Consider the following 23,739-nt stretch of genomic DNA (forward strand, 5'->3'; position numbering starts at 1 on the left):
GAGACCATGAAGCTCGATGGTGGCGTGGTGATCGCCAATATAACGCCTTTCAAGAACAACCTTGAGGTCGACTGGGACGAAATGGCCAAGCGCACGCGTGACCTGGCATCGGTGCCCGGGATCCAGGGTTTTGTCGTCAACGCATTTGCCGCGGAGTCCCCTGCGCTGACCACAGAGGAGCGTCAGCGCGCAGTCGCCGTGCACAAGGAGCACATCCGCCCCGGTCAGGCGGTCGTAGCGGCGATATTCGATTGGGCGCCACCGGCAACAATACGTCGAGGCGAGGAGGCACGGGAAGCGGGCGCCGACGCGGTCATGGTCTGCTCACCCTACCTCTCGGCTTACAACGCTAACCATAGCCCCGAATACGCCTTCCACTTCCACAAGGAGGTCGCGGAAAGCTTGGACATGCCCATTCTGCTGTTCCAGCTGGCCTCCGGCGACCAGCTTTCCTATCCCCATGAAGCATTGATCAAGATGGCGTCTGAGATCGACCAAGTGGTCGGAGTGAAGATGGCGCAGGCCGCGGACTGCGTACGTTATGATCGTGACTACTACGCCTTGAAATCTCTCAACAAGAAGATCATCTGCCTGCCTTCGGTCGGGTCCACCTTCTTCCACAACCTCTCGACAGGCGCCGACGGCATCCTGTCCGGGCTCGCGGCACTCGCTCCTTACGAGTGCGTGGAAATGCTGCGTCTCGTCGAAAAGGGCGACCTGCTAAATGCGCAGGCCCTTCATCGTCGTCTTGCGCCACTCAACCATGCGATTTACGGCTTCCCATATGCGGACCTGCACACCCGTTACAAGGAAGTGGCCTACATGGTGGGCGCGATTTCGCGCCCGGTGGTGCGTTCGCCGCAACTGCGCATGCAGGCGGCTGAACTGGATCGCCTCTGGCGTGCAGCCCAGATCGCCGACCTACGTCCGATCCCAGGTGCGGATACAGCGCGGCCTCGGCTGGTGGCAGCCTGAAGCGCCCAAACTCTCCAGGTCAGCTCCAAACGGGGTTGGCCGTTCATCTCTTTTCATCGCGCAATGGCGCTAAGCCATTGCCACCTCCTTGCCCGAACGATTGGTGCGCAAAATGCGTAAAGACTATGACTACATCATCATCGGTGCAGGCTCCGCAGGCTGTGTGGTCGCAAGCGAGTTAAGCCAGGATCCAGATGTCCGGGTCCTGATCCTGGAGGCCGGTCGCCGAGACTTGTCGCCGATGATCCACATGCCTGCCGGCATCCAGAGCCTGATCGAAGGCACCAAGTACAACTGGGCGTTCCGTACGGCCCCTCAGAAGCACCTGAACAATCGCGAAATGTTCATCCCACAGGGTAAAGCGATCGGGGGTACGAGTTCGATCAACGGCATGATTTATATACGCGGCAGCCACCAGGACTATGACCGTTGGGCCGAGGATGGCTGCACAGGTTGGAGCTACAACGACGTTCTGCCGGTATACAAACGCCTTGAGGCCAATACCCGGTTGCACGACCAATATCACGGCAACAACGGCCCGCTGAACGTCACCGACTTCACCTACCTTAATCCTCTGACCGCGACATTTATCGAAGCCTGTACGGAAGTCGGCATACCACGCAGCAAGGATTTCAACGGTGCTACCCAGCACGGTGTCGGCCACTTCCAGTACACTGTGAAAGACGGACGGCGCATGAGCTCCGCCCGCGCTTTCCTACATCCGGCGCGCAAATCCCGCTCGAACCTTGACGTTTACGCGAACACCCTCGTTTCGCGGATCATCATCGAGAAAGGGCGTGCCGTCGGAATCGAACTGCTAGGAAATGATAACCGCACCACAAGGGTGAGCGCGGCACGCGAGGTTATCGTCAGCTCGGGAGCTTTCAATTCTCCCAAGCTGCTCCTTCTTTCCGGTATCGGTCCGGCAAGTGAGCTCAAGCAAGCCGGCGTGACGGTCGTCCATGACCTGCCTGGCGTCGGCAAAGGCCTGCAGGATCATCTCGACGCGGCGGCTATCTGGCACGCGACCACCAAACTCACCTACGATAATGCAGGGCGATTCCCCTACAAATATATCCACGGCGCCCGCTACCTGCTCTTCAGATCAGGACCTGTCACATCGTCGGGATGCGAGGCTGTTGCTTACACTAAGAGCGAGGCCGGGCTTGAGGAGCCCGATATCTCTGTCCACTTCCTGCCTGCGTGGGTCATTGACCACGGGTTCACCAAATTGCCCGGCAATGGCATAACGCTGCACAATAATAACATGCGCCCGGTCAGCCGCGGCGAAGTCAGACTCGCCTCGTCGAACCCTCTGGATGCTCCACTGATCGACCCAAACTTCATGTCCGATCCGATTGACGCCAAGAAGATGATTGCTTGCGTTAGGATTGGCAGGGAGATCATGGAGTCCAAGGCATTCAGGCCCTATGTGTCTCGCCCCTATGCGCCGCTAGCCGAAGTCAAGACCGACGAGCAGATCCTCGACTTCGTCCGCCAAACGGCCGAAACCGACTACCATCCGGTTGGCAGTTGCAGGATGGGAGTTGACGAGCTCGCGACGGTCGACCCGAGGCTCAAAGTTCGTGGTCTCGAGGGATTGCGCGTTATCGACTCTTCCATCATGCCGAGGCTGATTGGCGGTAACACCAATGCTGCGTCGATTATGATCGGTGCCAAGGGCAGCGACCTCATTCGTGAAGACAACGGGGGAAGCGTTGGGGCGTGGTCCACGGGAAACCGCGCTTCCAATTGGTCGACGCAAGATGCCTGATGATGGCGGATCCGGTGGCCGCCACGAACGCCATCCTAATCAGCGACCATGAACCCTGATCAACAAGACAGCGTTCGGATTCAAAAACCCAGGACACTTCGTCCAATGATGGATCGACTATGCTCCGCTTTTCCGCAAACCTAGGATTCTTGTGGCCAGACCGCCCGCTCGTCGAGCGCATCGACGCGGCGGCGGCAGCTGGATTCAAAGCCATCGAATTGCATTGGCCCTACGCAACGCCGGCGGAATTGGTAAGGCAGCGTTGTATCGATCACGGCCTGACTCTACTCGGGATCAACACGCCGCTCGGCGATACCGGCATGGGCGATTTCGGACTGGGCGCCATCGATGGACGCCAGAGCGAATTTCGTAGAGGATTCGAGATGTCCGCCGACTATGCGCGCCAAGCCGGCGCGACGTCGATCCACGCGATGGCGGGCGTCGCGGCCCCGGACAAAGGGCGCCAAGCAAAAGAAGTCTTTATCGAGAACCTTACCTTCGCCACCAATGCTGCGCCAGACTTGACGATCTTGCTGGAGCCGATCAACCAGCGCGACAAGCCAAACTACTTCTATTCCTCGATCGAGGCCGCCGCCGACATCATTGACCGGGTCGGCGCTCCAAACCTCAGGATCATGTTCGACGTCTACCATGTCGCCATCAGCCAGGGCGACGTGCTGACCCGGCTTACCAGGCACTTGCCGCTGATTGGCCATGTGCAGATCGCTGCCGTCCCAAGCAGGGTTGAGCCTGATGAGGGTGAGGTCCAATACACTGCCATATTCGCGGCGCTGGAGCACCTAAGCTACGCTGGCTGGGTGGGTTGCGAATATAAGCCTCGTGCCACAACCGATGATGGACTGGCCTGGGCGAAGACGCTCGGCGTCGAGTTGTAAAGTAAGGTAGTCCCTCCCGATTCCTCGGGAAATCAAAAAAGCAAACCGCAGTCGGGATGTGATCCGAAAGCCCACTTCGCTTTCCCAACGACAATATATTCGCGACACATCTCATGTCATTGTCACTTCAGGGCCTAAATCTTTAGCATTCCAAGTAAAGATTTCGACCTACCAACGCTGATGTGACCCTTATTCCTGGCAGCTGACAATCCAGCGGTATGGGATCACAATTCCCTACACGAAGCGAGGCGCCATTGCCGGTCTTCTACCCCACGGACCGCACAATGTGGCGTGACGTCCTGGCGACCCATATTCTGAAGCAGACGGGTTCCTACGAGCAGGCCACCTATGCCATCCAAGACATGCCCGACATGGTCGCCCATAACTACAGGCGCTTTCTACCCAAGACAAGGCAGCACTCGCTGCGCGAATTCTGAACCAGGTTTGGGAAGCGGCGTGAGCCAGCCCGGAGCTTCATGCGAAGGCCTGCTGGTGTCATCGAAATCTCTGCCCCTGTCAGCCCGACGCCTCACGGACCTATTCGTACGCCTTCGCCGCACCCCACCGCACCTATCGGTCAAAGCACTTTGCGACCCAGAAGCTCTGAGTTAAGTGTTGCTGATGTGATAACAGAAGGAGGAAGCTGGACAACCGGAACGACAATTGATCAGGCCTGCCGAGCTAACCACCTGGAATGGCACACCAAAATCTGTAGATTTTGGTTTAACCCGTTGATATTTATAATATGGTGGGCCCGGAGGGTGTGAATTTCCCGACAAAATCCAATGGCGCACCGGATGGCTAGCATCCTGATCTCGTATGGTCTGGCGAACCCGAAAACAAAGAACGAGATTGATTGCGGACTCGACATGCCAATTTAGCCCGAATTGGCCAAGGACTCACATTGTGAATAACCGAGCTGGGGCCGAATGCGGACGGTCCGAGAAGAAGGGCATCATGCTACATGGGCACCCTATGGTTTTCCTCGTCACCGGCGAAAATACCAAACACACGAGCATGTTCGATTGGACAATTCCGGCGGGTTTCGCGACTGGGCTGCATGTTCACCGAGTGCAGGAAGAGACTTTTTACCTGCTTGAGGGCGAGTGTGAGTGGGATGTCGGCGATAGGACGATTCGCGCAATGCCCGGAACTTATCTGTTCATCCCACCGGGGGTGCCGCACAACATCACCAATATCAGTGAAAGTCCGGCTCGTGTCCTGATGACCGTCTCGCCGCCCGGACATGAGCATTATTTCGAGGAACTCGCCAAACTGACGGCACAGGGTGCGCCAAATCCAAAAGCGCTTGCCGAATTGCGAAACCGCTACGACACCAATCAGCTCTCAACTTTCACAACGCGCGCGTAAGCACGCTTGGCGAAAAGCCGTCCAGACATAACCGCGGCCTCCGGTGTTATCAATGGTGATGTCAGCGGTCGCGAATTGTCAGCCGGCCCAGATAGAATGCCGGCTTCCTCGTTAAGTCGACTAAGAGCGTGCGGCGGGAAACTACCCCAAACGAGCCCTTCTGATAGGTTCGGCCCTCTCTCCATGGTGAGGATATACGCTTCGACCGGAATGGGGCCGCAAGCGGACCGGCAGGTCTGCAGAGGGATAGTGAGGATCAGCCCCCCGGATCCGCGGGCGTGCTATGTCGTCGAGTTGCAGAAGGCTCTTGCGACCAGCTTGGGCGAGCCTTGCTGCGCTCCAGCGATTGTCGCTCGTAAAACCCACTGGCCGCGATGAGGCGCACCAGTTCCGCCTGTCGCCGTGTCTCCGTCTTTTCGAAGACGTGCTGCAGGTGGGTGCGCGCCGTGGTCAGGCTGATGCCAACTTCGTCTGCGACCGCCTGCAGCCCTTCGCCACGGGTGATCGCGGTGGCCACGGCCGCCTCGGCCGGGGTCAGCCTGTAGAGATCGCGCAACTGGGCCTGCATGGTCCGCGGTGCTCTGTCCGGATCGGCCACGAACACGATCGCGGCTGGGCGGCCGGGCACGAACCATGTCGACTCGATTTTGAGCGGCGCCACCAGCACGCTCAGCGGCCGACGCGGCGCCGGGCGCGTAAGCGCCATGACACCGCCCGCGTTCTCCGACCGCTCTGCGGCCGTGGCAATCAACCGGCGAAATTGCGCGGCATCCGCTTGCTTATTTGCGCGCAGCGCCGATTTCTCGATCCTGATTCCGTCGGCTTCGGTGAGCAGCACTTCGGCCGCCCGGTTGGCGAACAGGATTTCGCTATTCGCCGCCACGATCAGCACGCCCTGGGCGACGCGGTCGAGCGCCTCGACATTGGCACTCCTGGCGATCTCCGAACGAGAGAGGCGCAATCCCACGCTCGCCGCTCGAACCAGATGCGGCCCGACGCGGCGCAGCCGGTCGAGATGTTCGGGCTCGAACTCGCCGGCTGTCCTGGAGCGCCCGCAGGTGAAAACGACGCGCATGTCCGGTTCGTTGGCCAGCACGACCCCGATCGGGTGGCACATGTCGCCGGGCCGGCAGAAGTCGTTGTAGAACTCGGAGCGCTGGTAGACTTCGCGCGGCAGGAGGTCCCACACCGGAATCAACGCGCCGGCGCGCAGCCTGGCGATGCGCGGCAGGAACACATTGGTCTTGTAGTAATACTGCGCGTAGGTGAGGTCCGCCTCCGGCGGCATGCGCACCGAACTCGCTTCGCTGCGCAACGTCCTTGCGTTCTGAAACGTCAGCTTGGTGGCGGCGCCTTCGAGGAAATCCGACAGCGTCTCGAGAACCTGCGGCCAGCGGCCGGGTTCGACCGCCGCATCGTAGATCTGTCCGACCATGCCGTCGAAGTCGTGCATGCGTGCCGGTTTCACCGCTCCCTCACCTGAAGGATCTGCAGTCTGCCGGAAGCCGGCTTTGCTGACAACCATTCTCCCCGCATCTCATATGTTCATACGAGGCGACCGCCCGAGGTCAGCGTGTAGCTATCGTGACGCCATCAAGCTTCACTCCAACCACATGTGGCGAAGATGCAAACGCGGGCAGCACCTGGTACTCAGACCGATTGGAACGGTACGCACTACGAAACGCTCCTGACGGCGCGCGAGACCGGCGGCAAGCTCGGGGCATTTGCATCCAATGCTGGTCCGGGCGACGGACCGCCACGCCACCGCCATTTCGAGGCCGACGAAATCTTCGTCATTCTCCATGGACGGCTGCGCTTCTGGCGCGCCGGGGAAACTTCCGAACGCAGCGCCGGAGAAATATTCCACATTCCCGCTGGCGTTGAGCACGCGTTCGTCGTCGTCGAGCCTGCGCAATGGATCGCCATCCTGTCCCCGGGAGGTCTCGAAGGCTTTTTCCCGGCGGTTGCCGGGCAGGGACTGGAGATTCCGCGAGATCTGGCCGCAATCAAGGCGATCGCGGCCCAGTTCGACATGGAGATTACCGGGCCACCCTTCACGATCGCTGGGCCATAGCCGTACTGGGCGTGTCGCCGCATTTGGCTTCATCGGATCGAACGGTATGATGGTCGGACCGACCGAATTCGGGAATGTCGATGGTCGGCTGAGATGATCCACGAAGCTGCCGATGATCATGGAAGCAGCGCCGCGTTCACAGGTTGCTAACCACTACGCACAAGGCACGCTGATCGCAGACATCCGTGACGGTCTTGCCGCCATGGGGAAAACCGAAAGCACGGTCACGGCCGAGGACCTTTCGCCGGTGGACGAGTTTCATATTGGCGGCCGCGCCGCCACGGGAGAGTTGGCAGGGCAACTTGCGCTTACCGCATCGAGTGCTCGACATCGGCTGCGGCCTCAGCGGACCGGCCAGACAAATTGCTGCGCACTACGGCTGCCAGGTGACTGGCATAGATCTTACTCGCGACTACATTGACGCCGGCAATGTCCTTTCCAGTTGGCTCCATCTCGAGGAGCTCGTCTCGTTGCAGCAAGGCGATGCGTTGGGGCTGCCCTTCCCAGATGGATCGTTCACCGCCGCTTACATGTTGCACGTTGGAATGAACATTGCCGACAAGGGCGCACTGTTTTCGGAGGTTGCGCGGGTGCTTGGCGCGGTGCGCGTTTTGGTGTCTTCGACGTCATGCGCGCCGGGGCGGGCGAGCTGGCTTATCCGCTGCCATGGGCGAGTACGGCAGATACGAACGCGATCGCCGCGCCAGAGCAGTACCGTGACACGCTTTCCGCGGCGGGGTTCGAGATTTTGTCAGAGCGCCAGCGGCGCGATGTTGCGCTTGACCATTTCGCGCGGCAGCGCGCCCAGGCGACTACAGGGCGAGCAGTACTGGGCGTCCAGACACTCATGGGAGCGCGGCGCCCCGAGATGGTCAAAAACATGAGCGAAAGTATTTCAGCCGGCCTGATCGCGTCGGTCGAGACTGTTGCCCGAAGGGGGTGATGGCTGAGCTCGATCTTTGGCTCTGGCTGCTTCGGGTCAGAACTCCAACGAACGAGCCCTGCCCGGGCACTGTCCACTTATGGTGAGTAGCAGAGTTGACCTCAACGGGCGGAAATTGGGCGCGAAGCAGACGTTCAAGACGTCAGTAGGAGGTCACTTCGGTCAACTTGCGCCATGCGCTTGACGAACTCAGACGGCCTTAACGGCGACCGGCGGCAGTCAAGCTGCGCCGAGCCGGGGCCCGCGAGTAATATTCGGGAACCGAACCAATCCGCAGAAATATTTTGTTGGTATATGTGTTGGCTAGTGCTGGCGTTGTGCGGGTCCCAAGCGCTTGAAAAACAAAACCCGATTTCCTTTGCTTGGATTCCGCATCTGGGCACTTTTTATCCATGTAAGCTTTTGTTTTTTCGACATAATTTCTTGGTACAACTATAGCGCTACTTAAGACGCTATGTTGGTATTTTTGTTGGTGTCTAACCCATCGGGTGTATTTCCGTCATTTCGTAAGATAAAAAGCCAACTTTGTGGATTTCTTTTATTTTTTAGTATCTTAGCAGCATCCAGTTCGAATCCGGAAATCGGAATCGAACCGCCGCCAGACACAGAAGCGGCTCTGGCGGGCGCGAAGCATATGGGTTCATTTCGCCTTTGGCTGGACGCAGCTTTCAACGAGCCATAATTGTCGGCATTCCCGGGACGCCCGCGGCCGCCCCAACTTTCTTCCCTACAATCACTCCAAGCGACGGGTCCAAGAGGCCTTTCAAATCCGAGTAAGGGATGCGAGATGACCAAGTGGACAGACCACTTCAATTTCGCTATCCATTCTGCGCAATTGCTGGAGGACAGCATGGAAGGCTTGGCAGGTAAGGTTGCGTTGATCACCGGCGCGGGCCGGGGCATTGGGCGGCTGGCGGCGCTTCGCCTGGCGGGACACGGCATAAGGGTCGCGCTGGTTTCGCGAAGCGTTGACCAGCTCAAGGACACGCTGGGGCAGCTGGAATCGAAGGGCGGGTCCGGCATCATCATCCCTGGCGATGTGGCATCCGCCGAGTCCGTCGCCTCGATCAAGAGCGAGGTCGAAGCGCGCCTTGGATCGCCTTCGATCCTTGTCAACGCGGCCGGCATCTTTGGCCCCATCCAACTGGTCTGGAAAACCGATCCGGCGGCCTGGATCAACACGGTAATGATCAATACGATCGGCCCTTACCTGACCAGCCGCGCCTTCGTCGAAGACATGGTCCGCAAGCGCTGGGGGCGCATCGTCAACATTACCTCCGCCGCTGCCCTGCATGAGCCGGGGCCGATCAACAGCGCCTATGGCACGAGCAAGGCCGCGCTCAATCAGTTCACGCGCCATCTCGCCGCAGAGCTCGAAGGCACCGGCGTAACGGCGAATGTGATCCATCCGGGCGACGTGAAGACGGAGATGTGGGCCGATATCCGCGACGGCGTGTCGGATCTCGGACCTGTCGCCGAACGCTATCGCGAGTGGGCGGCCTGGGTCGAGCGGACGGGTGGCGATGATCCCGAAAAGGCGAGCGAGCTCATCGAAAGGCTGATGGGCGAAAACGCCGCCCACATAAACGGGCGATTTCTCTGGATCAAAAACGGGCTACAACTGCCCATACCGAGCTGGGGCGAATTCAAACCCGCGGAGGCATGGGAAAGCTCATGACACAACGTTCCGACAGGCCGTCGAAGCGGGCAGGCACGAAGCTGCACCCCATAGCTGAGACGCTGCAGGCCGCCAACACCGGCGTTGCCCAGGCGGTCGTCAATCGAATCCTCGACCTAGTGCGAACTGGCATGTTGCGATCCGGAGACCGGCTGCCTTCCGAGCGCGAGCTGATCGAGATCCTCAATATCAGCCGGCCGAGTCTGCGCGAGGCGATACGAGCCCTGTCGACGCTAGGCGTGGTGGACAGCCGGCACGGCGGCGGCGCTTACATCACCAGCCTCGATGCGCGAACCCTGCTTGCGCCGCTCGACTTCTTCCTGTCACTCACACCCTCCAACCTTGCGGATGTATTCGAGAGCCGCCGCATCATCGAAATCGAGATCGCGCGCAAGGCGGCAGTCAATGCTGGCGATGCCGATGTCGAGGCGCTCAACGGCATGCTGGTGGCGCATGAGAACGTGTTGGCTGACCCCGTGGGTTTCAGAATTCTCGACGCGCAGTTTCATGGCAGGCTTTGGCATATGTCCGGCAACACGGTTCTCGATCGCATAGCCTACGGGCTCTACAACATGGGGCTCGATGTGCGCCGCCGCGCCACCGAGGACATTGCCCTCATCCGCCGGAGCCTTGGCGAACATAAAAGGATCGTTCGCGCCGTTGCCGATCACGACGCCGTAGGCGCGGCGGAGGCCATGTCGGCGCATCTCGACCATATCGAGGAAAGCACCCGCGCGATGATCGAGTCCGACGTCGCCGCACTCTCACGCATATCGGCGCTGCGACGCTGACTCGAACAAGCGACACTTGCGTTCGAAGGTGGGTCGGGCTAAAGTGGCCTGTCCACTTTGGAATGGGAGGAAACTTTCCATGCGCGACATTTCCCGCCGCACGTTCATGAAGAGCGCGACGGCTTTAGGCGTGATAACGGCCCTAGCACCTGCCGCCGCCCGGGCAGCCGGCGAACCGGCCAAGATAGGCATCGTAGGCAAGGTCAAAATCCCGTGGTTCGACAACGTCGAGAAAGGCGTTCTCAAGGCCGGAAAGGATCTTGGCGTCGACGCGTCGATCATCAATCCGACGACTGACGATCCCGCCGAGCAGGTGCGGGCCATCGAGGACCTGATCGCCAAGAAGGTCGACGTGATCGGCGTCGTGCCGAATGACGGCAAGGCGCTCGAGCCCGTCCTGAAGCGGGCGCAGAGCGCCGGCATCAAGGTCATCATGAATGAATCGCCCGGCCAGAAGAATGCCGACTGGGACATCGAACTCATCCAGGACAAGGCCTTTGGCGAGGCCCATCTCGAAGCCTTCGCCGAGGCGATCGGCGGCGAGGGCAAGTATGTCGTCTTCGTCGGCGGCCTGACTGTGGTGCAGCACAATCTGTGGGCTGATTTTGCGCTTGAACTTCAGAAGCAGAAATATCCTAAGATGCAACAGGTCGGCGACCGCTTTGGTGTCTCGAATAGCGTCGACGACAGTTACAAGACCGCCATGGACCAGATGCAGGCAAATCCCGACCTGAAGGGGTTCCTCATCTTCGGCGCGAACGGGCCGATCGGTGCGGGCAATGCCGTCAGCGACCGCGACCAGATAGGCAAGGTCATCGTTGTCGGGCCATTCATCCCGAGCCAGGGCCAGAAGCTGATGAAGTCCGGCGCCATCACCCGTGGTTTCCTTTGGAACCCGGTCGATTCAGGGTATGCGATGGTCGCGCTCGGCAAGACGGTCGCGGCCGGCACGGAGATCAAGAACGGCGTCGACATCCCGGGCATGGGGCCCTGTGAGGTGGACGCCTCGAGCCATGTCATCCGGGCCAACAAGCAGATCGATCTTAACCCGAAGACCATCGATGAATGGGCCAAGGTGATCTGACCAGACAGAGGTCGGAGCGGACCCACGGTATCCGGTGGGCAGTCGGCAACATCCCATTCCAGTCGGGGATGGGACGTTGTGTTCGCTTGCCTTTCGAGAATCCTGCGGTGGATAAAAGCAGGTCAGCTGATGAATAGCCCTTCCGCCGGCGACGCAAGCCTCCTCACATTGACCACGATCAGCAAGCAATTTGGCGGGACGCGGGCATTGGACGCGATCAATTGGTCGATCGCCGCTGGCGAGGTCCATTGCCTAGTCGGCGAGAACGGCTCCGGCAAGTCCACCTTGATCAAGATACTTTCCGGCGTCCACGCGCCGGATGCGGGCGGCTCCATCACGATCGACGGGACAACGCATGCCCGCCTGACGCCCCAGCAGGCAAGGACGCTTGGTATCCAGGTGATTTTCCAAGACCTGTCGCTATTTCCGAATCTCACGGTCGAGGAAAACATCGGCATCGGACTGGAATTGTCAGCCCCGCTGAAGCTGCCGCCCCGGGCCGAAATGCACAAGGTCGCCAACGCGGCGCTGGAGCGCCTGGATACTCAACTTCCCCTCGATCTGCTGGTCGGTAGGCTGTCGGTCGCGCAGCGGCAGATCGTGGCGATATGCCGGGGCATCGCTTCCAACGCGCGCGTCCTGTTCATGGATGAGCCGACCGCCTCGCTGACGCGCCACGAGGTCGACCTGCTGCTGGCCACCGTCCGCAGGCTGAAGGCGCAGGGCATCAGCATCGTTTTTGTCAGCCACCGGCTGGAAGAGGTCACCGAAATCGCCGAGCGTATCACCGTGCTGCGCGATGGGAAGAAGGTCGGCACCTTTCCCGCCCGCGAGATGGACGACAACCGCATCGCCGAGCTAATGACTGGCGAAAGCCTGGAGAACAAGGTTTCGGCGCGCCCCGTCGACGAAAGAAAGCCGGTGCTCGAAGTAAGGGGCGCGACCCGTGTCGGCGAATTTGAGGACGTATCCTTCACTATCCGCGAAGGTGAGATCCTCGGCCTGATCGGCCTTCTGGGTGCCGGCCGGACCGAACTGGCGCTCTCGCTTTTCGGCATGACCAAACTCGATCGCGGCGAGATCCTGGTCGGTGGAAATCCCGTGCGGCTGCGCTCCAACAAGGCGGCCATATCCGCAGGCATTGCGTATGCCTCGGAAGACCGGCTCGCACTGGGGGTGAACCTGCGGCAGTCGATAGCAGACAACATCGCGATCACCGTGCTGAAATCGCTCAGCGACCGGTTCGGCATGGTGCCGTTCCGTCGCCGGGCAGCCTTGGCGAAATCATGGGTCGAGCAATTGAAGATTCGCGCGGCAAGCATCGAGGATGCAAGTCAGACCTTGTCGGGCGGCAACCAGCAGCGCGTCGTGCTTGCCAAATGGCTGGCAACCAATCCGAAAGTACTCATCCTCGACGGCCCGACAATCGGCGTGGACATCCGCAACAAGGCTGGCATCCACGCGCTGATCAGGTCGCTGGCGCGGAAGGGAATGAGCATCCTGCTGATCTCGGACGAGGTGCCGGAAGTTTATTTCAACAGCGACCGCGTTCTTCACATGCGACAGGGCCGCATCGTCGGCGAGTTCCTGCCCGGCTCGGTCGCCGAGGCCCAGCTCTCGGAGGCGGTGCATGCCTAGACTGGTGGCGACCATCTTCGGACAGCCCGAACGCGCCCTTGGCTCAGCCATCATCGTGACGGCCATCATTCTCACCGCGTCGTCTCCATACTTTCTGACGGCGTCGAACCTTGTGAACCTGGTCGAGGCTTATTCGGTGATAGCGATCCTCGCCGCCGGCGTGTTCGTCGTCCTGGTCTGCGGCGGCATCGATATTTCGTTCACGGCCACGGCGGCGGCCGCCCAATATCTGGCCGCGACGCTTGCCACCACCTACGAAATGCCGGTCATTCCAACGCTGGTGATCGCGGCAGCATTTGGTACCGCACTTGGGGCGCTGAACGCGGTGCTCGTGCATTTTCTGCGCGTCGGCTCGATCATCGTCACTATCGCGACGTCGAGCATCTACTACGCGCTCCTGATCTACATCACCGATGCGCATGAGATCTACAATCTGCCCGACTGGTGGGCCGAGCCTGTCGTTGTCTACCGGACAATCCTTGCCTCGGGCGACGTGGTCAAGATCGGCCTGCCCACCCTCGTTATGCTGGCGGTGGTGCTGCTCACGCACTTTCTGATGAAGCACACACGGCTCGGCCGGCAGGTTTATGCCTTTGGCGGCAATCCGGAAGCGGCAAGCCGTATTGGCATCAACGTGCTCGGCGTCCAGCTCTTTGCCTATGGCTATCTTGGGTTTCTCGCCTCAGTCGGCGGCTTCATCCAGGCCTATCGCGTTCACCAGGCGGTTCCGACCGCGATGGCCGGGCAGGAGCTCAATGTGCTTGCCGTAGCCATCCTCGGCGGCGCCAGCCTCGTCGGCGGAAAGGGATCGATGGCCGGTGTCCTGCTAGGTGTGCTCTTCCTGGCCATGCTGCAGAACGGGCTCAATCTTCTCGGTATTTCCTCGTACTTCTTCGGCGTCGTCACCGGGCTGGCGATCCTGGTCTCGATCGTGATGACCGGATACGCTGAAAAGCGTTCCACTCGACGGCAACACATCCAGGCCGGTTGAGAGGAATCCGATGTCGGAGCAAAGGGTGCGACAGCTCAACAGCCAGTTCGACAGCGTGATGGCGCTTTTGCGCCAGCCGATCATCGGCAAGGGTGGCCTGCTTGTGCTCCTCGTGGCACTGATGGCTGTCTTTTCGGTCCTGGAACCGGGCATCTTCCTGCGCGCCGCGACGCTGCAGGCGATGATGTTCCAACTGCCCGAACTCGGCCTTCTCTCGCTGGCGATGGCAATTCCGCTGATATCGGGCGGCATCAATCTGGCAATTATCGCGACCGCCAATCTGGCGGGCCTTCTGATGGCCTGGATCTTAACTTCGCTGATGCCCCCGGACGCCGCTGGCCTTGAGCTAGCGCTATGGATGACAGCTGCCTTGCTGGCAGGGCTGGCGCTTTGTGTGCTGACCGGCCTGATCACAGGCTTCCTCGTCGCGTACGCCGGCGTTCACCCCATCCTGGTCACGCTTGGCACGATGACGCTTCTTCATGGAATCAGCATTTACTGCACGCGCGGACGCACGGTGTCAGGCTTTCCCGAGGCTCTGATCGCGGTGTCCAACGAAACCGTGCTGGGCGTACCCACCTCGTTCCTGCTGTTCACGGTCGTGGCGATAATCATTCATGTGCTGCTTACCCGCACGCCGCTTGGCATCCGCATGCACATGATCGGATCCAACCCGGAGGCGACCAGGTATTCGGGTGTCGACACGGGCCGGGTTCTAATCTGGGTCTATGTACTGTCGGCGCTGTTGTGCTGGCTTGCGGCCATTGTCATGATGGCCCGGTTCAATTCAGCCGGCGCCGAGATCGCACAATCCTATTTATTGATAACGGTTCTCGCGGCCATCCTGGGCGGGATCGATCCGTATGGCGGTTTTGGAAAGATCGCTGGCCTGTTCGTCGCGCTGATCATTCTTCAAGTCATCGCCAGCGGCTTCAACATCATCGGACTAAGCCCTCATCTGGCGCTCACAGCTTGGGGGGTGATCTTGCTGTTGGTGGTCGCGGCCAAACGTTTGGCAGTGCGCCTTTGATGACGCAGACTAGCCCGGCTTGTAAATCCGCCGGGCCTCGGGATCATCCACCGAATACCCAATCTTCCCAAGATCCTCCCAAGCCTGTTCAGGGATGGCCGCGGTGGCCCACTCAAGCGTCTGGGCGATCCTTTCGGGTTTTGAAACACCCACAACGGTCGAGGTTATCCGGGGCTCATTTAGTGAGAACTGCAGTGCTGCCGCGCCAGGGGCCACGGAATGCTTTCTGCACAGCCCCTCGATCTGGCGCACAGGTGCGAGCATTGTTTCATCAATCTCTTGATATGTAATCCGAGACACCCGCGAACTGCCCTTTGCCAAGACGCCCCCAGCGTAAGGAGCCGCATTGAACACAGCTATCCCTCTTTCATTGGCTAGCTCGAAGAGAGGACCTGCCGATCGGTTCAAAAGCGTGAAGCGATTGTGATTGAGCAGGACATCAAAGGGCCAGTCTTTGACCATCGGCAACATCATATCGAGACGGCCCATTGCCAGCCCCACGGCGGTCGCGAGCCCTTCCTCTTTTATCCGAAACAATTCATCGAGCGCACCGCCTGGCCGCGTGATCTCGTTGAGATCCACGGAATGCTCAGGGTCATGAAGGTGCAGTATATGAACGCGATCGAGACCGAGAGCCAGAAGACTCTCCTCGAGCGACTGCCTGGCGTGAACGGCGTCGAAGCGGCCTGTACTCATATCCCGGTCTAATTTCGTCGAAAGCACAAATCCTGGAGGTAGACCACCACGCTCCCTGATCACAGTTCCAATCCGCTCCTCGCTACGGCCAAAGCCGTAGTTGCGAGAAGTGTCGATGAAGTTGACCGGGCCGTCGAAAATCGCTCGGATGGTCGCAAGGGCCGTGGCTTCGTCGACGCTATAGCCGTACGTGTCCGGCATCCCGCCGAGAGGAGCTGTTCCGAAACAGATTTCGGTAACTTCCAATCCAGTCCGGCCGATTGGTCTCCGTTTCACCGCCGCCTCCACGTTCGAGCTTGGCAGTTATGCCGGCAGAAACCCTTGGTCCCTGCCGGCATAATATCTCACGTTCGGGTTCGCACGCCGCTCGAGCGTTGGCTCGCGATCGTCGTCAGCACCGCTGCCACTATGATGACGGCACCGGTCGATGCCTGAACGTAAAAGGACGGAACCTGCGCCAACGTGAGCAAGTTGTTGATGACGCCAATCAAGAGCACTCCGCTAACAACTCCGACGATCGTCCCTCTGCCGCCGCCAAGACTTACGCCCCCGATCACCGCGGCGGCAAAGGCGGAGAAAATGATCCCCTGCCCTTGGGTTGTCACCGTCGAATCAAGGCGCCCCGTCATCAGAACACCGGCTAAGCCCGCCAAGAGAGCCGCGAAGACAAACGCCGACCAAATAACCTTGTCCACGTTAATGCCGGCGGCCCTCGCAGCGTCTTCATTTCCGCCTATAGCATACAAGGCGCGGCCATAGCGGTGGTAGTGGAAGACAAGGCCGACCACGGCCGCTACCACAATGAATACGATCACAGACACTGGAACACCGAGCCAACTCTCGGAACCGAGATAGGTCAGCGCTTTGCCGGGAGAGTAGATCGATCGCCCGTTGGAAATGATCAGCACTCCGCCGCGAAGCAGCACAAGCAGCCCGAGCGTCGAGATGAACGGGTTTAGACCCACCCTGACGACCATGAAACCATTGAAAAACCCGATCAACCCCGCAGTACCCAGGGCAACGAATAGGCCAGTCCAACTCGGCAACTCCAATCCAAGCCCGCCAGCCGCCGCAGGCACGAGTGTGACAGCCGCCAACATCGGAGCGAAGCCGACAATTCCCTCGAGCGAGAGATCCAGTCGACCTATCAGGACTACGAAAGTCAGTCCGATTGTCGTCAGGCCCAGAACGCTGACCTGGTCGAGGATATTCAGCAGATTGGCCGCCGTGGCGAACCGAGGAGCAACGATGGCACCAACGATCACCAGTATGAGAAGGACCGGGTACATCGTATAACCACCGGCCACAAAGGCGCTTCCAAAGACGGATAGTCGTGACTGTCCGGAATGTTCCTTCTTCGGCGTGGATTTGCTCACGATATCGGTGCTCATACGACGCCCTCCATTCGCAGGATTAGATCTTTGATTGTGTATCCGCCCACCAGTTCATCAACGACGTGCCCCTCGAACACGATAACGACCCGGTTTGCCAGTTGATCAATTTCGTCTTCTTCGTCCGAGACCACCACAACGCCTAAGCCCTTGCTGGCAAGATCCCGTAACAGCGAATAGAGCTGCTCCTTGGCTCCTACATCGACGCCGCGGGTTGGGCTGAGAGCGATGATGACCTCGGGAGCTCGACAAAGCGCGCGCGCGAAAACAACCTTCTGCTGATTGCCGCCACTGAGCTGGCTCACCGCTTGCTCCAGAGACGATGCGATTACGTTCGTCTGTTGGGCAAGGCGCCCGACGTGCTTGGCTTCCTTGCCTTTGCTGATAAAACCAAGTTTGCCGGACAGGACGTCAAGGCCACCGATCGCCACATTTTCACGAACACCCAGAATGCCAACGTAGCCGCTGGCATGCCTGTCGGTCGGAACCAGCCCGATAGTCGGTAGCTTTCCACGCGGGCTGATCACCTCGCCTCTTTCAGGCCTTTGCTGGCCAGCAAGGACCATCGCGAGTGCTTCCTTCCCGCCACCCACCGGACCTGCCAGGGCCACGATCTCGCCCGCCCTAACGGCAAAGTTGATATCCTTTTCCGAAAAGCTGTCGAGCCGAATTCCCTTGGCCTGGAGCAGAACAGGGGCTTCCTCCGTCAGGAAGTCCTGTCGCGTGCTTCGGACCGTCTTTTCACCCATCATAAGGTCGGCGATGGTCTCTACGTCGAGACCCCCCACTGGCTCGCGTTCCTTCACGACCTTGCCATCCCTCAAGATCGTGACTGTATCGGCAATCTCGAAAACCTCGTCCAGGTGATGCGAGATATAGACGAACGAGACTCCCTTGGCTTTGAGTGCCCGCACATGCTCGAACAGAATCCGTTTTTCCGCATTGCTCAACGCCGCGGTTGGCTCGTCCAGAATCATGATGGGCACACCCCGACTGAGGGCCTTCATGATCTCGAGCAGCTGTCTCGTCCCGGCGCCCAGCTCTCCTGCAAGCGAGCGGGGCTGGATGTCCATATTCCATTCGCTCAGCAGCTCAGCGGCGCGTTCCAACATCAGCTTGTGGCTCACCACGCCGAACCCTCTGCGGACGAGAGGGTTCTCTACAAAAAGGTTCTCCGCAACCGTCAGCAGGTTGAACAGCTGAGGGGTTTGTTGAACGTGGGCGATCAGCTTGCGAATGCTGGGCGCATAGTGTTGGCCGACCGCTTCTACCTCGACCTCTCCGATTCTGATCGATCCGGTATCGGCCGAAACATATCCGCTCAAGGTGGAAACGAGCGTGCTCTTTCCCGCGCCATTGCGGCCCAACAGGGCGTGAACTTCACCGCGCATGACGGTGAAATTCACGCCGCGAAGAGCCCGGGTCGAGCCAAAGGTCTTGGCGATGTCACGCATCTCGACGATGGGTCGCGCGTCCATGATCTTCGGCTCCTCCCCTTGGGTCCTGCTTACTTGCCGATCTTGTTCGCCCACAGATCAGGTGAGTCCACATTGTCGGCTGTCACCAGCGTCGCCTTGAGCTGGTACTGCGGTCCAACGGGTGTATCGATAACCTGGCCGTCGTCACGTGGCCCGATCTCGATCTTGCCACCCTTGGAGACGAGTTCGATCAGCTCGGCCGTCTTGGTCGCATAGGCGCTCAGGGGCTGTGACACCGTCGCGTCGAGGGCCTTGCTGCGGATCAGCTGAAGCCCTTGAGGCGTTCCATCGATTGCGATGCGGATCACCGAGTTCGGGTCACCCACCGGAGCGCCCTTGCCGCCGTTGGTGAGCTGCGCGTTCACGGCCGAGGCCATGAGTTCGGACGCCATGAAGATGCCGCTCAACGAAGGATTCTGGGTGAGGACGTTCTGCGCAGCATCGGCCGCCATGTCGGCAGTCCATTCGGTCGGGCGCTGTATCAGGTTTACCTTGGGCGCGAGTTCATGCAGCGTTTTGGAGAAACCATCGGATCGATCGCGGCCGTTTGGTGTGGTCAGGGCACCCTGTAGCTCAAGCACGATGCAGCTGTTGTCGGTCCAGCACGGCTTCGCCTGCAGGCGCTTGGCCATCTCCTTGGCGCCTTGAACGCCGGCGTCGACATTGTCCGCGCGCACCGTTGCCGTCACTTTGCCGCCCGCGGGGGCGTCATCGATCGAGAAAACGAGGACGTTGGCGTCATTCGCCTTCTTGACCGCGGGAACGATTCCGGCTGCGTCAATGGGAGCGAAGACCAGAACGTTTGCGCCGTTGGCAATCAGGTTCTGGAGCGCATCGACTTCGGCAGCGATATCACCATTCGGATCAGGAGCACCGACCAGGGTGAAACCTTTTGCATCGAAGGCCTTCTTCGAGAGATCCAGCATCAGGGTCTGGAAATCATCCTTGAGAAACTTCGGGGTGAAACCGATCCTCACGTCCGCGGCTTTGTATTCGGCAAGCGCGGTCGCAGCGGTTATTGCAAGGAACAGCGCGCCGAAAGCCACTGTGCTGGCGGCCCTGCGGCGAGAAATGGGGAGACTTGGAAATTTCATTGGTTCCTCCTTTTGTTGCGCGGTCCGACTGCCCGTTGAGCCGGGCCTGACACCGCTTAGGCCTTCTGTGCTCACCACAGAAAGGTTCGACCTTGCGATGAGACACCGTTCGCGATGTCGTCACGCGCAAATGCAATTGCAGTGCCGGCAGCACTGAAAGAAGCCCTGCTGGAGAAGTTGGAGTGCGGGCACGCTGTCGGGATTCTCCTTCGATCGTGATCGCAAGGAAGGCGGAGCCAAGATGCCCGCGCCATCGCGGGGCCGGTCTCGGCGATTTCCCGACACGACGATCCGTGCGAGCCCATACTTCACCAAACGCCACTCCTCCCACTGCGCGGATCTTTCATCCTCCTGCGGATCCGCCGCCGAATGCTTATGCAGCCACCTCGGAGACGCGCACCAAACGTCCCTCTTTCATGGATTTGTAAGCCGCTTCCGCCAGGATGAGCGCACGGCGCCCATCTTCGAAACTTGCCAGCGGAACGGCGCCTTTCTCCACACAGTCCACGAACCCGTCGATCTCCGCCATGAAGGCTTCCAGGTAGCGCTCTAGGAAGAAGAACTGGTACGGCTGGCTTGCCTCGGCGGCCGTGCTGGTAAAGCGTCGCAATTCGTGGGGTTTGCGGTTGTCGGAAAGAAGCATACCGGCGCTCCCGATCAACTCAACGCGCTGATCGTAGCCGTAGACCGCCGTGCGCGAATTGTTGATGTGGCACTGCTTGCCCGACGCGGTCCTCAGGATGAACATCGCACTGTCGACTTCATCGAGTTCCTTTCCGAGCGCCGGATCGATGAGTGCGTTGGCTAGCGCGAAGACCTCGGTCGGCTCTTCGCCAAGCATGAAGCGAGCCAAATCGAAGTCGTGGATCGTCATATCGCGGAACAGCCCACCCGCAGCCTCCAGATAGGCTCTTGGAGGCAACGCGGGGTCACGGGACGTGATAACGACCTGGTGCAGTTCGCCGATATCGCCGGCCAGCATCGCAGTTCGCGCTGCGCTGTGCCCAGGATCGTAACGACGGTTGAAGCCGAGTTGGATCGGGATTTTGGTCTTGCCGATGTTGGCGGCGCACGCCTCGACGCGGGCGAGGCTAAGGTCGATCGGCTTCTCGCATAGCACCGCCTTACCCGCAGCGACTGCCATTTCTATGTAGTCGGCGTGGGTGGGAGTTGCCGTGGCGATCAGAACGGCGTCCACCGTGTCGGAGGCGAAAATCTCCTCTGCACTGGCCGCAGCCTTAACGCCTTGAGCCGCCGCGACCTTTTCGGCCGCCTCTGAATTGACATCAAATACCGCCGCCAACGTGGATCGGGGATGCCGCGCGACATTGGCAGCATGCATTTGACCAATTCGGCCACAGCCGAGCACGGCGATACGCAACATCAATTTCCTCCCTGCGGCCTATCGTGCAAGCCAAGCACCAATCTTTGCGTGCACGATGCAAAATATCTTGCATTTCCGCACGTGTGTCAATACTAATTCCGCATTGATTTCTTCTGCAAAATTCATTGCAGACCGAGGAGGCCTTGAAAATGAACAGAGTCGATGGGAAATTCGCGGTGGTCACCGGCGGGACGCAGGGACTGGGCGCTGCGATCGCCATGCATCTCGCAGACGCGGGCGCGGCCGGAATTGTCACCTGTGGGCGCAACGCCGACAAGGGCGGCGCCGTCGCTGCAGCGATTGAGGCTAAAACGGGCTGCGTCGTGCGCTTCGTTCAGGCCGATCTGGCGAATGTGGCCGATTGCCGGACGGTGATTGAGGCCGCGGATACGGCCTTTGGGCGCGTCGATATCCTGGTAAATGCCGCCGGCCTTACGGACCGTGGTGACATCCTCAACACGAGCGAGGAGCTTTTCGACCGGATGTTCGCGATCAACACGCGCGCTCCCTTTTTCTTGATGCAGGAAGCAATTCGACGGATGGTCCGAGACAGTATCGAAGGTGCGATCGTGAACATTGGCTCTACATCAGCGCTCGCCGGGCAGCCGTTTATCGCATCCTACTGCGCCTCCAAGGGTGCTCTTGCCACACTGACGCGCAACACGGCGTTTGCAACGATGCGGAACAAGATCCGGGTCAATCAGCTGAACATCGGCTGGATGGCTTCCGACGGCGAGGATCGCATCCAGCGCGAGTATCACGGCGCAGACGCAAACTGGCTCGAAAAGGCTGCGGCCGAACAACCTTTTGAGCGCCTGCTGGCTCCTGCGGAGGTGGCCAAGGCCGTCGCATTTTTGGCTTCGGAGGATGCCGGGATGATGACTGGCTCGGTGATCAATTTCGACCAGTCGGTCTGGGGCGCCTACCCCTTCGCCCCGCCAACGCCTGTCGCCAAGCTGGCCATCTAGAGAGGCGACCTGGCGACAGAAGGATTCGCCACTTCGTCGCCAATCATCCTAACTCGCCGCAGAACACTGCGATCAATCAGAAGGTGGCGCAGTTGAAGCGGGTAAAAACCTGGCTTTGCGTAATTCGATTTACAGGCTGGATGCCTTGGCGCGCCGTCCGTATGCAATCTACCGATAGCGCAATTTCGCGATCGAAGTCGTGGCCGATCGTCACATCCATGATTCCCCGCTCGAGCAGAGAGCGGGAATTCGCGTTCAATTCGTGGCCGACAAAGACGGTCGAATTACTGAGACCTTCAGCCTCCAATGCGCGCCCAACCCCGAGGTTGGCCCCTGAAACGTTGTAGATGGCTGCCGGCGGACCGCTCTTTGCGATGTATCGCCGGACTGCCTCGTATATGACCTCAATACTCTCATTGGAGCTCACCCTCTCATCGATAGCGAGGGTTGAGAATTCGGATCGCAGGACGTGCCGGAATCCCTGCTCCCGATCTTGGTGGCAGCGAAACGGCACGCTGCAAACAAATAGGACTTTGCCGGCAGTCCCACGCGGGAGCATTCGGCCACACAGCCAGGCTGCCGTAGCCCCCGACACATATTGATCCGAGCCAACATAGGCTACTCGACCTGACAAAGGGAGATCGGTGGTCAGGCAGATCACCGGGAGGCCCCGTCCAGTGGCCGCCCTCACGGCATCGTTGATTGCTGGATGCTCTCTGGCGACCAGAATAATGCCATCGGACTTTTCAGCCGCGCTCTCGATCCGGCGCGCAAAGTCCTCAGGCTGGACGTCGTATGAAGCATACGACTCCGTTTCGATCTCAGTCGATGCATATTGCGCGCTGAAGTTCTTGGCGGCGGCTTCCGCAGCCTCGTTGAACGATCGTCCTGAGTCGGCAAGAAGAACGAGACGAAGCGGTTTTGAAATCTCGGGCAAGGTAATTCCACCCGCGCCGGACTGCCTGGCTTCCACAATTGAGGCGGACAGATGCTGTTGGAGAACTGATTGAAATTCCCGGTAGCCCGAAAATCCCAAGGTCTGGACAAAACGCACCACACTGGATGCGTTCACGCCGCAGCGACTGGCAACCTCGGAACCTGACAGAAGGGCTGTCTCGCCAAGGTTCGCGATGAAGAAATTCGCCACGCGACGCCCGCCTCTGCCCATGTTATCCTGAGCTGAGTTCAAGATAGTCATCAACTCGCCGGCAGACTGAGGCTTCGATCGTAAGTGGTCCATGCCTGATCCTTTTTCGATCACCCACAATACCGAAACTTTGCGATCGAGCAATATTCCTTGCAAAAACGCATGAATCGCTTCGGGGCGGCATTGGATTCGCCGTCATCCGGCTTCGCGCGATCCATCCTGTATCGGCAAAATAGGACGCGCCGATACCACCTATCTCATGGATTCTGGCTACGTGCGACGCCCACAGGATAAAGTTCCTGCCCTGCAAAACGCGCAAGCCCGTCGAATGAAGTT

The 23,739-nt window shown here is 59.6% G+C and carries 21 protein-coding genes and 1 pseudogene; 14 read left to right on the top strand and 8 right to left on the bottom strand.

Annotated features, from left to right (window positions below; genetic code table 11):
- Positions 1–6: 6 nt before the first annotated feature.
- The 5 genes and pseudogenes from FJ434_RS11980 (at position 7) to FJ434_RS12000 (ending at position 5,016) form a co-directional block, all read left to right on the top strand.
- Positions 7–975 (top strand): dihydrodipicolinate synthase family protein, encoded by a 969-nt coding sequence (locus tag FJ434_RS11980; RefSeq protein WP_140747125.1) that lies wholly within the window; start codon positions 7–9, stop codon positions 973–975.
- 112 nt (positions 976–1,087) lie between these two features.
- On the top strand, positions 1,088–2,749 hold the full coding sequence (locus FJ434_RS11985) for a choline dehydrogenase (protein ID WP_140747128.1): 1,662 nt from the start codon (positions 1,088–1,090) through the stop codon (positions 2,747–2,749).
- Positions 2,750–2,868: 119 nt separating this feature from the next.
- Entirely contained in the window at positions 2,869–3,645 is a 777-nt protein-coding gene (locus FJ434_RS11990; protein ID WP_140747130.1) for a TIM barrel protein, read from the top strand.
- Positions 3,646–3,838: 193 nt separating this feature from the next.
- Positions 3,839–4,105, top strand: a pseudogene (locus tag FJ434_RS11995) (hypothetical protein); the annotation flags it as partial.
- Between the two features lie 515 nt (positions 4,106–4,620).
- Positions 4,621–5,016, top strand: coding sequence for a cupin domain-containing protein (locus FJ434_RS12000; RefSeq protein WP_246678272.1), 396 nt, complete (start codon positions 4,621–4,623; stop codon positions 5,014–5,016).
- A 256-nt stretch (positions 5,017–5,272) separates the two neighbouring features.
- On the opposite strand, the gene FJ434_RS12005 is transcribed toward FJ434_RS12000, so the two are convergent.
- Both FJ434_RS12005 and FJ434_RS30200 read right to left on the bottom strand, forming a co-directional pair.
- On the bottom strand, positions 5,273–6,469 hold the full coding sequence (locus FJ434_RS12005; RefSeq protein ID WP_181165898.1) for a LuxR C-terminal-related transcriptional regulator: 1,197 nt from the start codon (positions 6,467–6,469) through the stop codon (positions 5,273–5,275).
- Positions 6,470–6,616: 147 nt separating this feature from the next.
- Positions 6,617–7,210: a hypothetical protein gene (locus FJ434_RS30200; protein WP_246678273.1), complete on the bottom strand. Its 594-nt coding sequence runs from the start codon at positions 7,208–7,210 to the stop codon at positions 6,617–6,619.
- Between FJ434_RS30200 and FJ434_RS30205 the strand changes: the two genes are divergently transcribed.
- The 8 genes from FJ434_RS30205 (at position 7,203) to FJ434_RS12045 (ending at position 15,245) form a co-directional block, all read left to right on the top strand.
- Positions 7,203–7,511, top strand: coding sequence for a hypothetical protein (locus tag FJ434_RS30205; protein ID WP_246678274.1), 309 nt, complete (start codon positions 7,203–7,205; stop codon positions 7,509–7,511). The two genes, FJ434_RS30200 and FJ434_RS30205, sit on opposite strands and share 8 nt — an antisense overlap.
- Before the next feature lie 207 nt (positions 7,512–7,718).
- Positions 7,719–8,033 (top strand): hypothetical protein, encoded by a 315-nt coding sequence (locus FJ434_RS30210; protein ID WP_246678275.1) that lies wholly within the window; start codon positions 7,719–7,721, stop codon positions 8,031–8,033.
- 682 nt (positions 8,034–8,715) lie between these two features.
- Positions 8,716–9,711: an SDR family oxidoreductase gene (locus FJ434_RS12020; RefSeq protein WP_140747145.1), complete on the top strand. Its 996-nt coding sequence runs from the start codon at positions 8,716–8,718 to the stop codon at positions 9,709–9,711.
- Positions 9,708–10,502 carry a FadR/GntR family transcriptional regulator gene (locus tag FJ434_RS12025; protein ID WP_181165900.1) on the top strand — a complete coding sequence of 265 codons (795 nt, stop codon included), beginning with the start codon at positions 9,708–9,710 and terminating at the stop codon, positions 10,500–10,502. Before FJ434_RS12020 ends, FJ434_RS12025 begins: the two co-directional genes overlap by 4 nt.
- A 79-nt stretch (positions 10,503–10,581) precedes the next feature.
- The gene (locus FJ434_RS12030) at positions 10,582–11,586 is read left to right on the top strand and encodes a substrate-binding domain-containing protein (RefSeq protein WP_246672774.1); all 1,005 of its coding nucleotides are present in this window, start codon (positions 10,582–10,584) and stop codon (positions 11,584–11,586) included.
- Positions 11,587–11,715: 129 nt separating this feature from the next.
- On the top strand, positions 11,716–13,224 hold the full coding sequence (locus FJ434_RS12035) for a sugar ABC transporter ATP-binding protein (RefSeq protein WP_140747148.1): 1,509 nt from the start codon (positions 11,716–11,718) through the stop codon (positions 13,222–13,224).
- Positions 13,217–14,215: an ABC transporter permease gene (locus FJ434_RS12040; protein ID WP_140747151.1), complete on the top strand. Its 999-nt coding sequence runs from the start codon at positions 13,217–13,219 to the stop codon at positions 14,213–14,215. The genes FJ434_RS12035 and FJ434_RS12040 overlap by 8 nt, the downstream gene beginning before the upstream one ends.
- 25 nt (positions 14,216–14,240) lie before the next feature.
- Positions 14,241–15,245, top strand: coding sequence for an ABC transporter permease (locus FJ434_RS12045; RefSeq protein WP_181165901.1), 1,005 nt, complete (start codon positions 14,241–14,243; stop codon positions 15,243–15,245).
- A gap of 9 nt (positions 15,246–15,254) precedes the next feature.
- On the opposite strand, the gene FJ434_RS12050 is transcribed toward FJ434_RS12045, so the two are convergent.
- From FJ434_RS12050 to iolG, 5 genes are all read right to left on the bottom strand, one after another.
- Complete coding sequence (locus FJ434_RS12050) at positions 15,255–16,217, bottom strand: aldo/keto reductase (protein ID WP_140747157.1); 963 nt, start codon at positions 16,215–16,217, stop codon at positions 15,255–15,257.
- A gap of 68 nt (positions 16,218–16,285) precedes the next feature.
- Complete coding sequence (locus tag FJ434_RS12055) at positions 16,286–17,332, bottom strand: ABC transporter permease (RefSeq protein WP_140714460.1); 1,047 nt, start codon at positions 17,330–17,332, stop codon at positions 16,286–16,288.
- The gene (locus FJ434_RS12060) at positions 17,329–18,810 is read right to left on the bottom strand and encodes a sugar ABC transporter ATP-binding protein (RefSeq protein ID WP_140747160.1); all 1,482 of its coding nucleotides are present in this window, start codon (positions 18,808–18,810) and stop codon (positions 17,329–17,331) included. The genes FJ434_RS12055 and FJ434_RS12060 overlap by 4 nt, the downstream gene beginning before the upstream one ends.
- A 29-nt stretch (positions 18,811–18,839) precedes the next feature.
- On the bottom strand, positions 18,840–19,904 hold the full coding sequence (locus FJ434_RS12065) for a sugar ABC transporter substrate-binding protein (protein WP_140747163.1): 1,065 nt from the start codon (positions 19,902–19,904) through the stop codon (positions 18,840–18,842).
- A 373-nt stretch (positions 19,905–20,277) separates the two neighbouring features.
- Positions 20,278–21,291 carry an inositol 2-dehydrogenase gene (iolG, locus tag FJ434_RS12070; protein WP_210242173.1) on the bottom strand — a complete coding sequence of 338 codons (1,014 nt, stop codon included), beginning with the start codon at positions 21,289–21,291 and terminating at the stop codon, positions 20,278–20,280.
- A 146-nt stretch (positions 21,292–21,437) separates the two neighbouring features.
- Here iolG and FJ434_RS12075 point away from each other — a divergent pair, with 146 nt between their 5' ends.
- Positions 21,438–22,256: an SDR family oxidoreductase gene (locus FJ434_RS12075; protein ID WP_140714454.1), complete on the top strand. Its 819-nt coding sequence runs from the start codon at positions 21,438–21,440 to the stop codon at positions 22,254–22,256.
- 76 nt (positions 22,257–22,332) lie between these two features.
- Here FJ434_RS12075 and FJ434_RS12080 read toward each other — a convergent pair whose 3' ends face one another.
- Positions 22,333–23,547 carry a substrate-binding domain-containing protein gene (locus FJ434_RS12080; RefSeq protein WP_140714452.1) on the bottom strand — a complete coding sequence of 405 codons (1,215 nt, stop codon included), beginning with the start codon at positions 23,545–23,547 and terminating at the stop codon, positions 22,333–22,335.
- Positions 23,548–23,739 lie beyond the last annotated feature (192 nt).

The organism is Mesorhizobium sp. B2-5-13 (assembly GCF_006440535.1).
In the GTDB taxonomy this organism is placed as follows: Bacteria; Pseudomonadota; Alphaproteobacteria; order Rhizobiales; family Rhizobiaceae; genus Mesorhizobium; species Mesorhizobium salmacidum.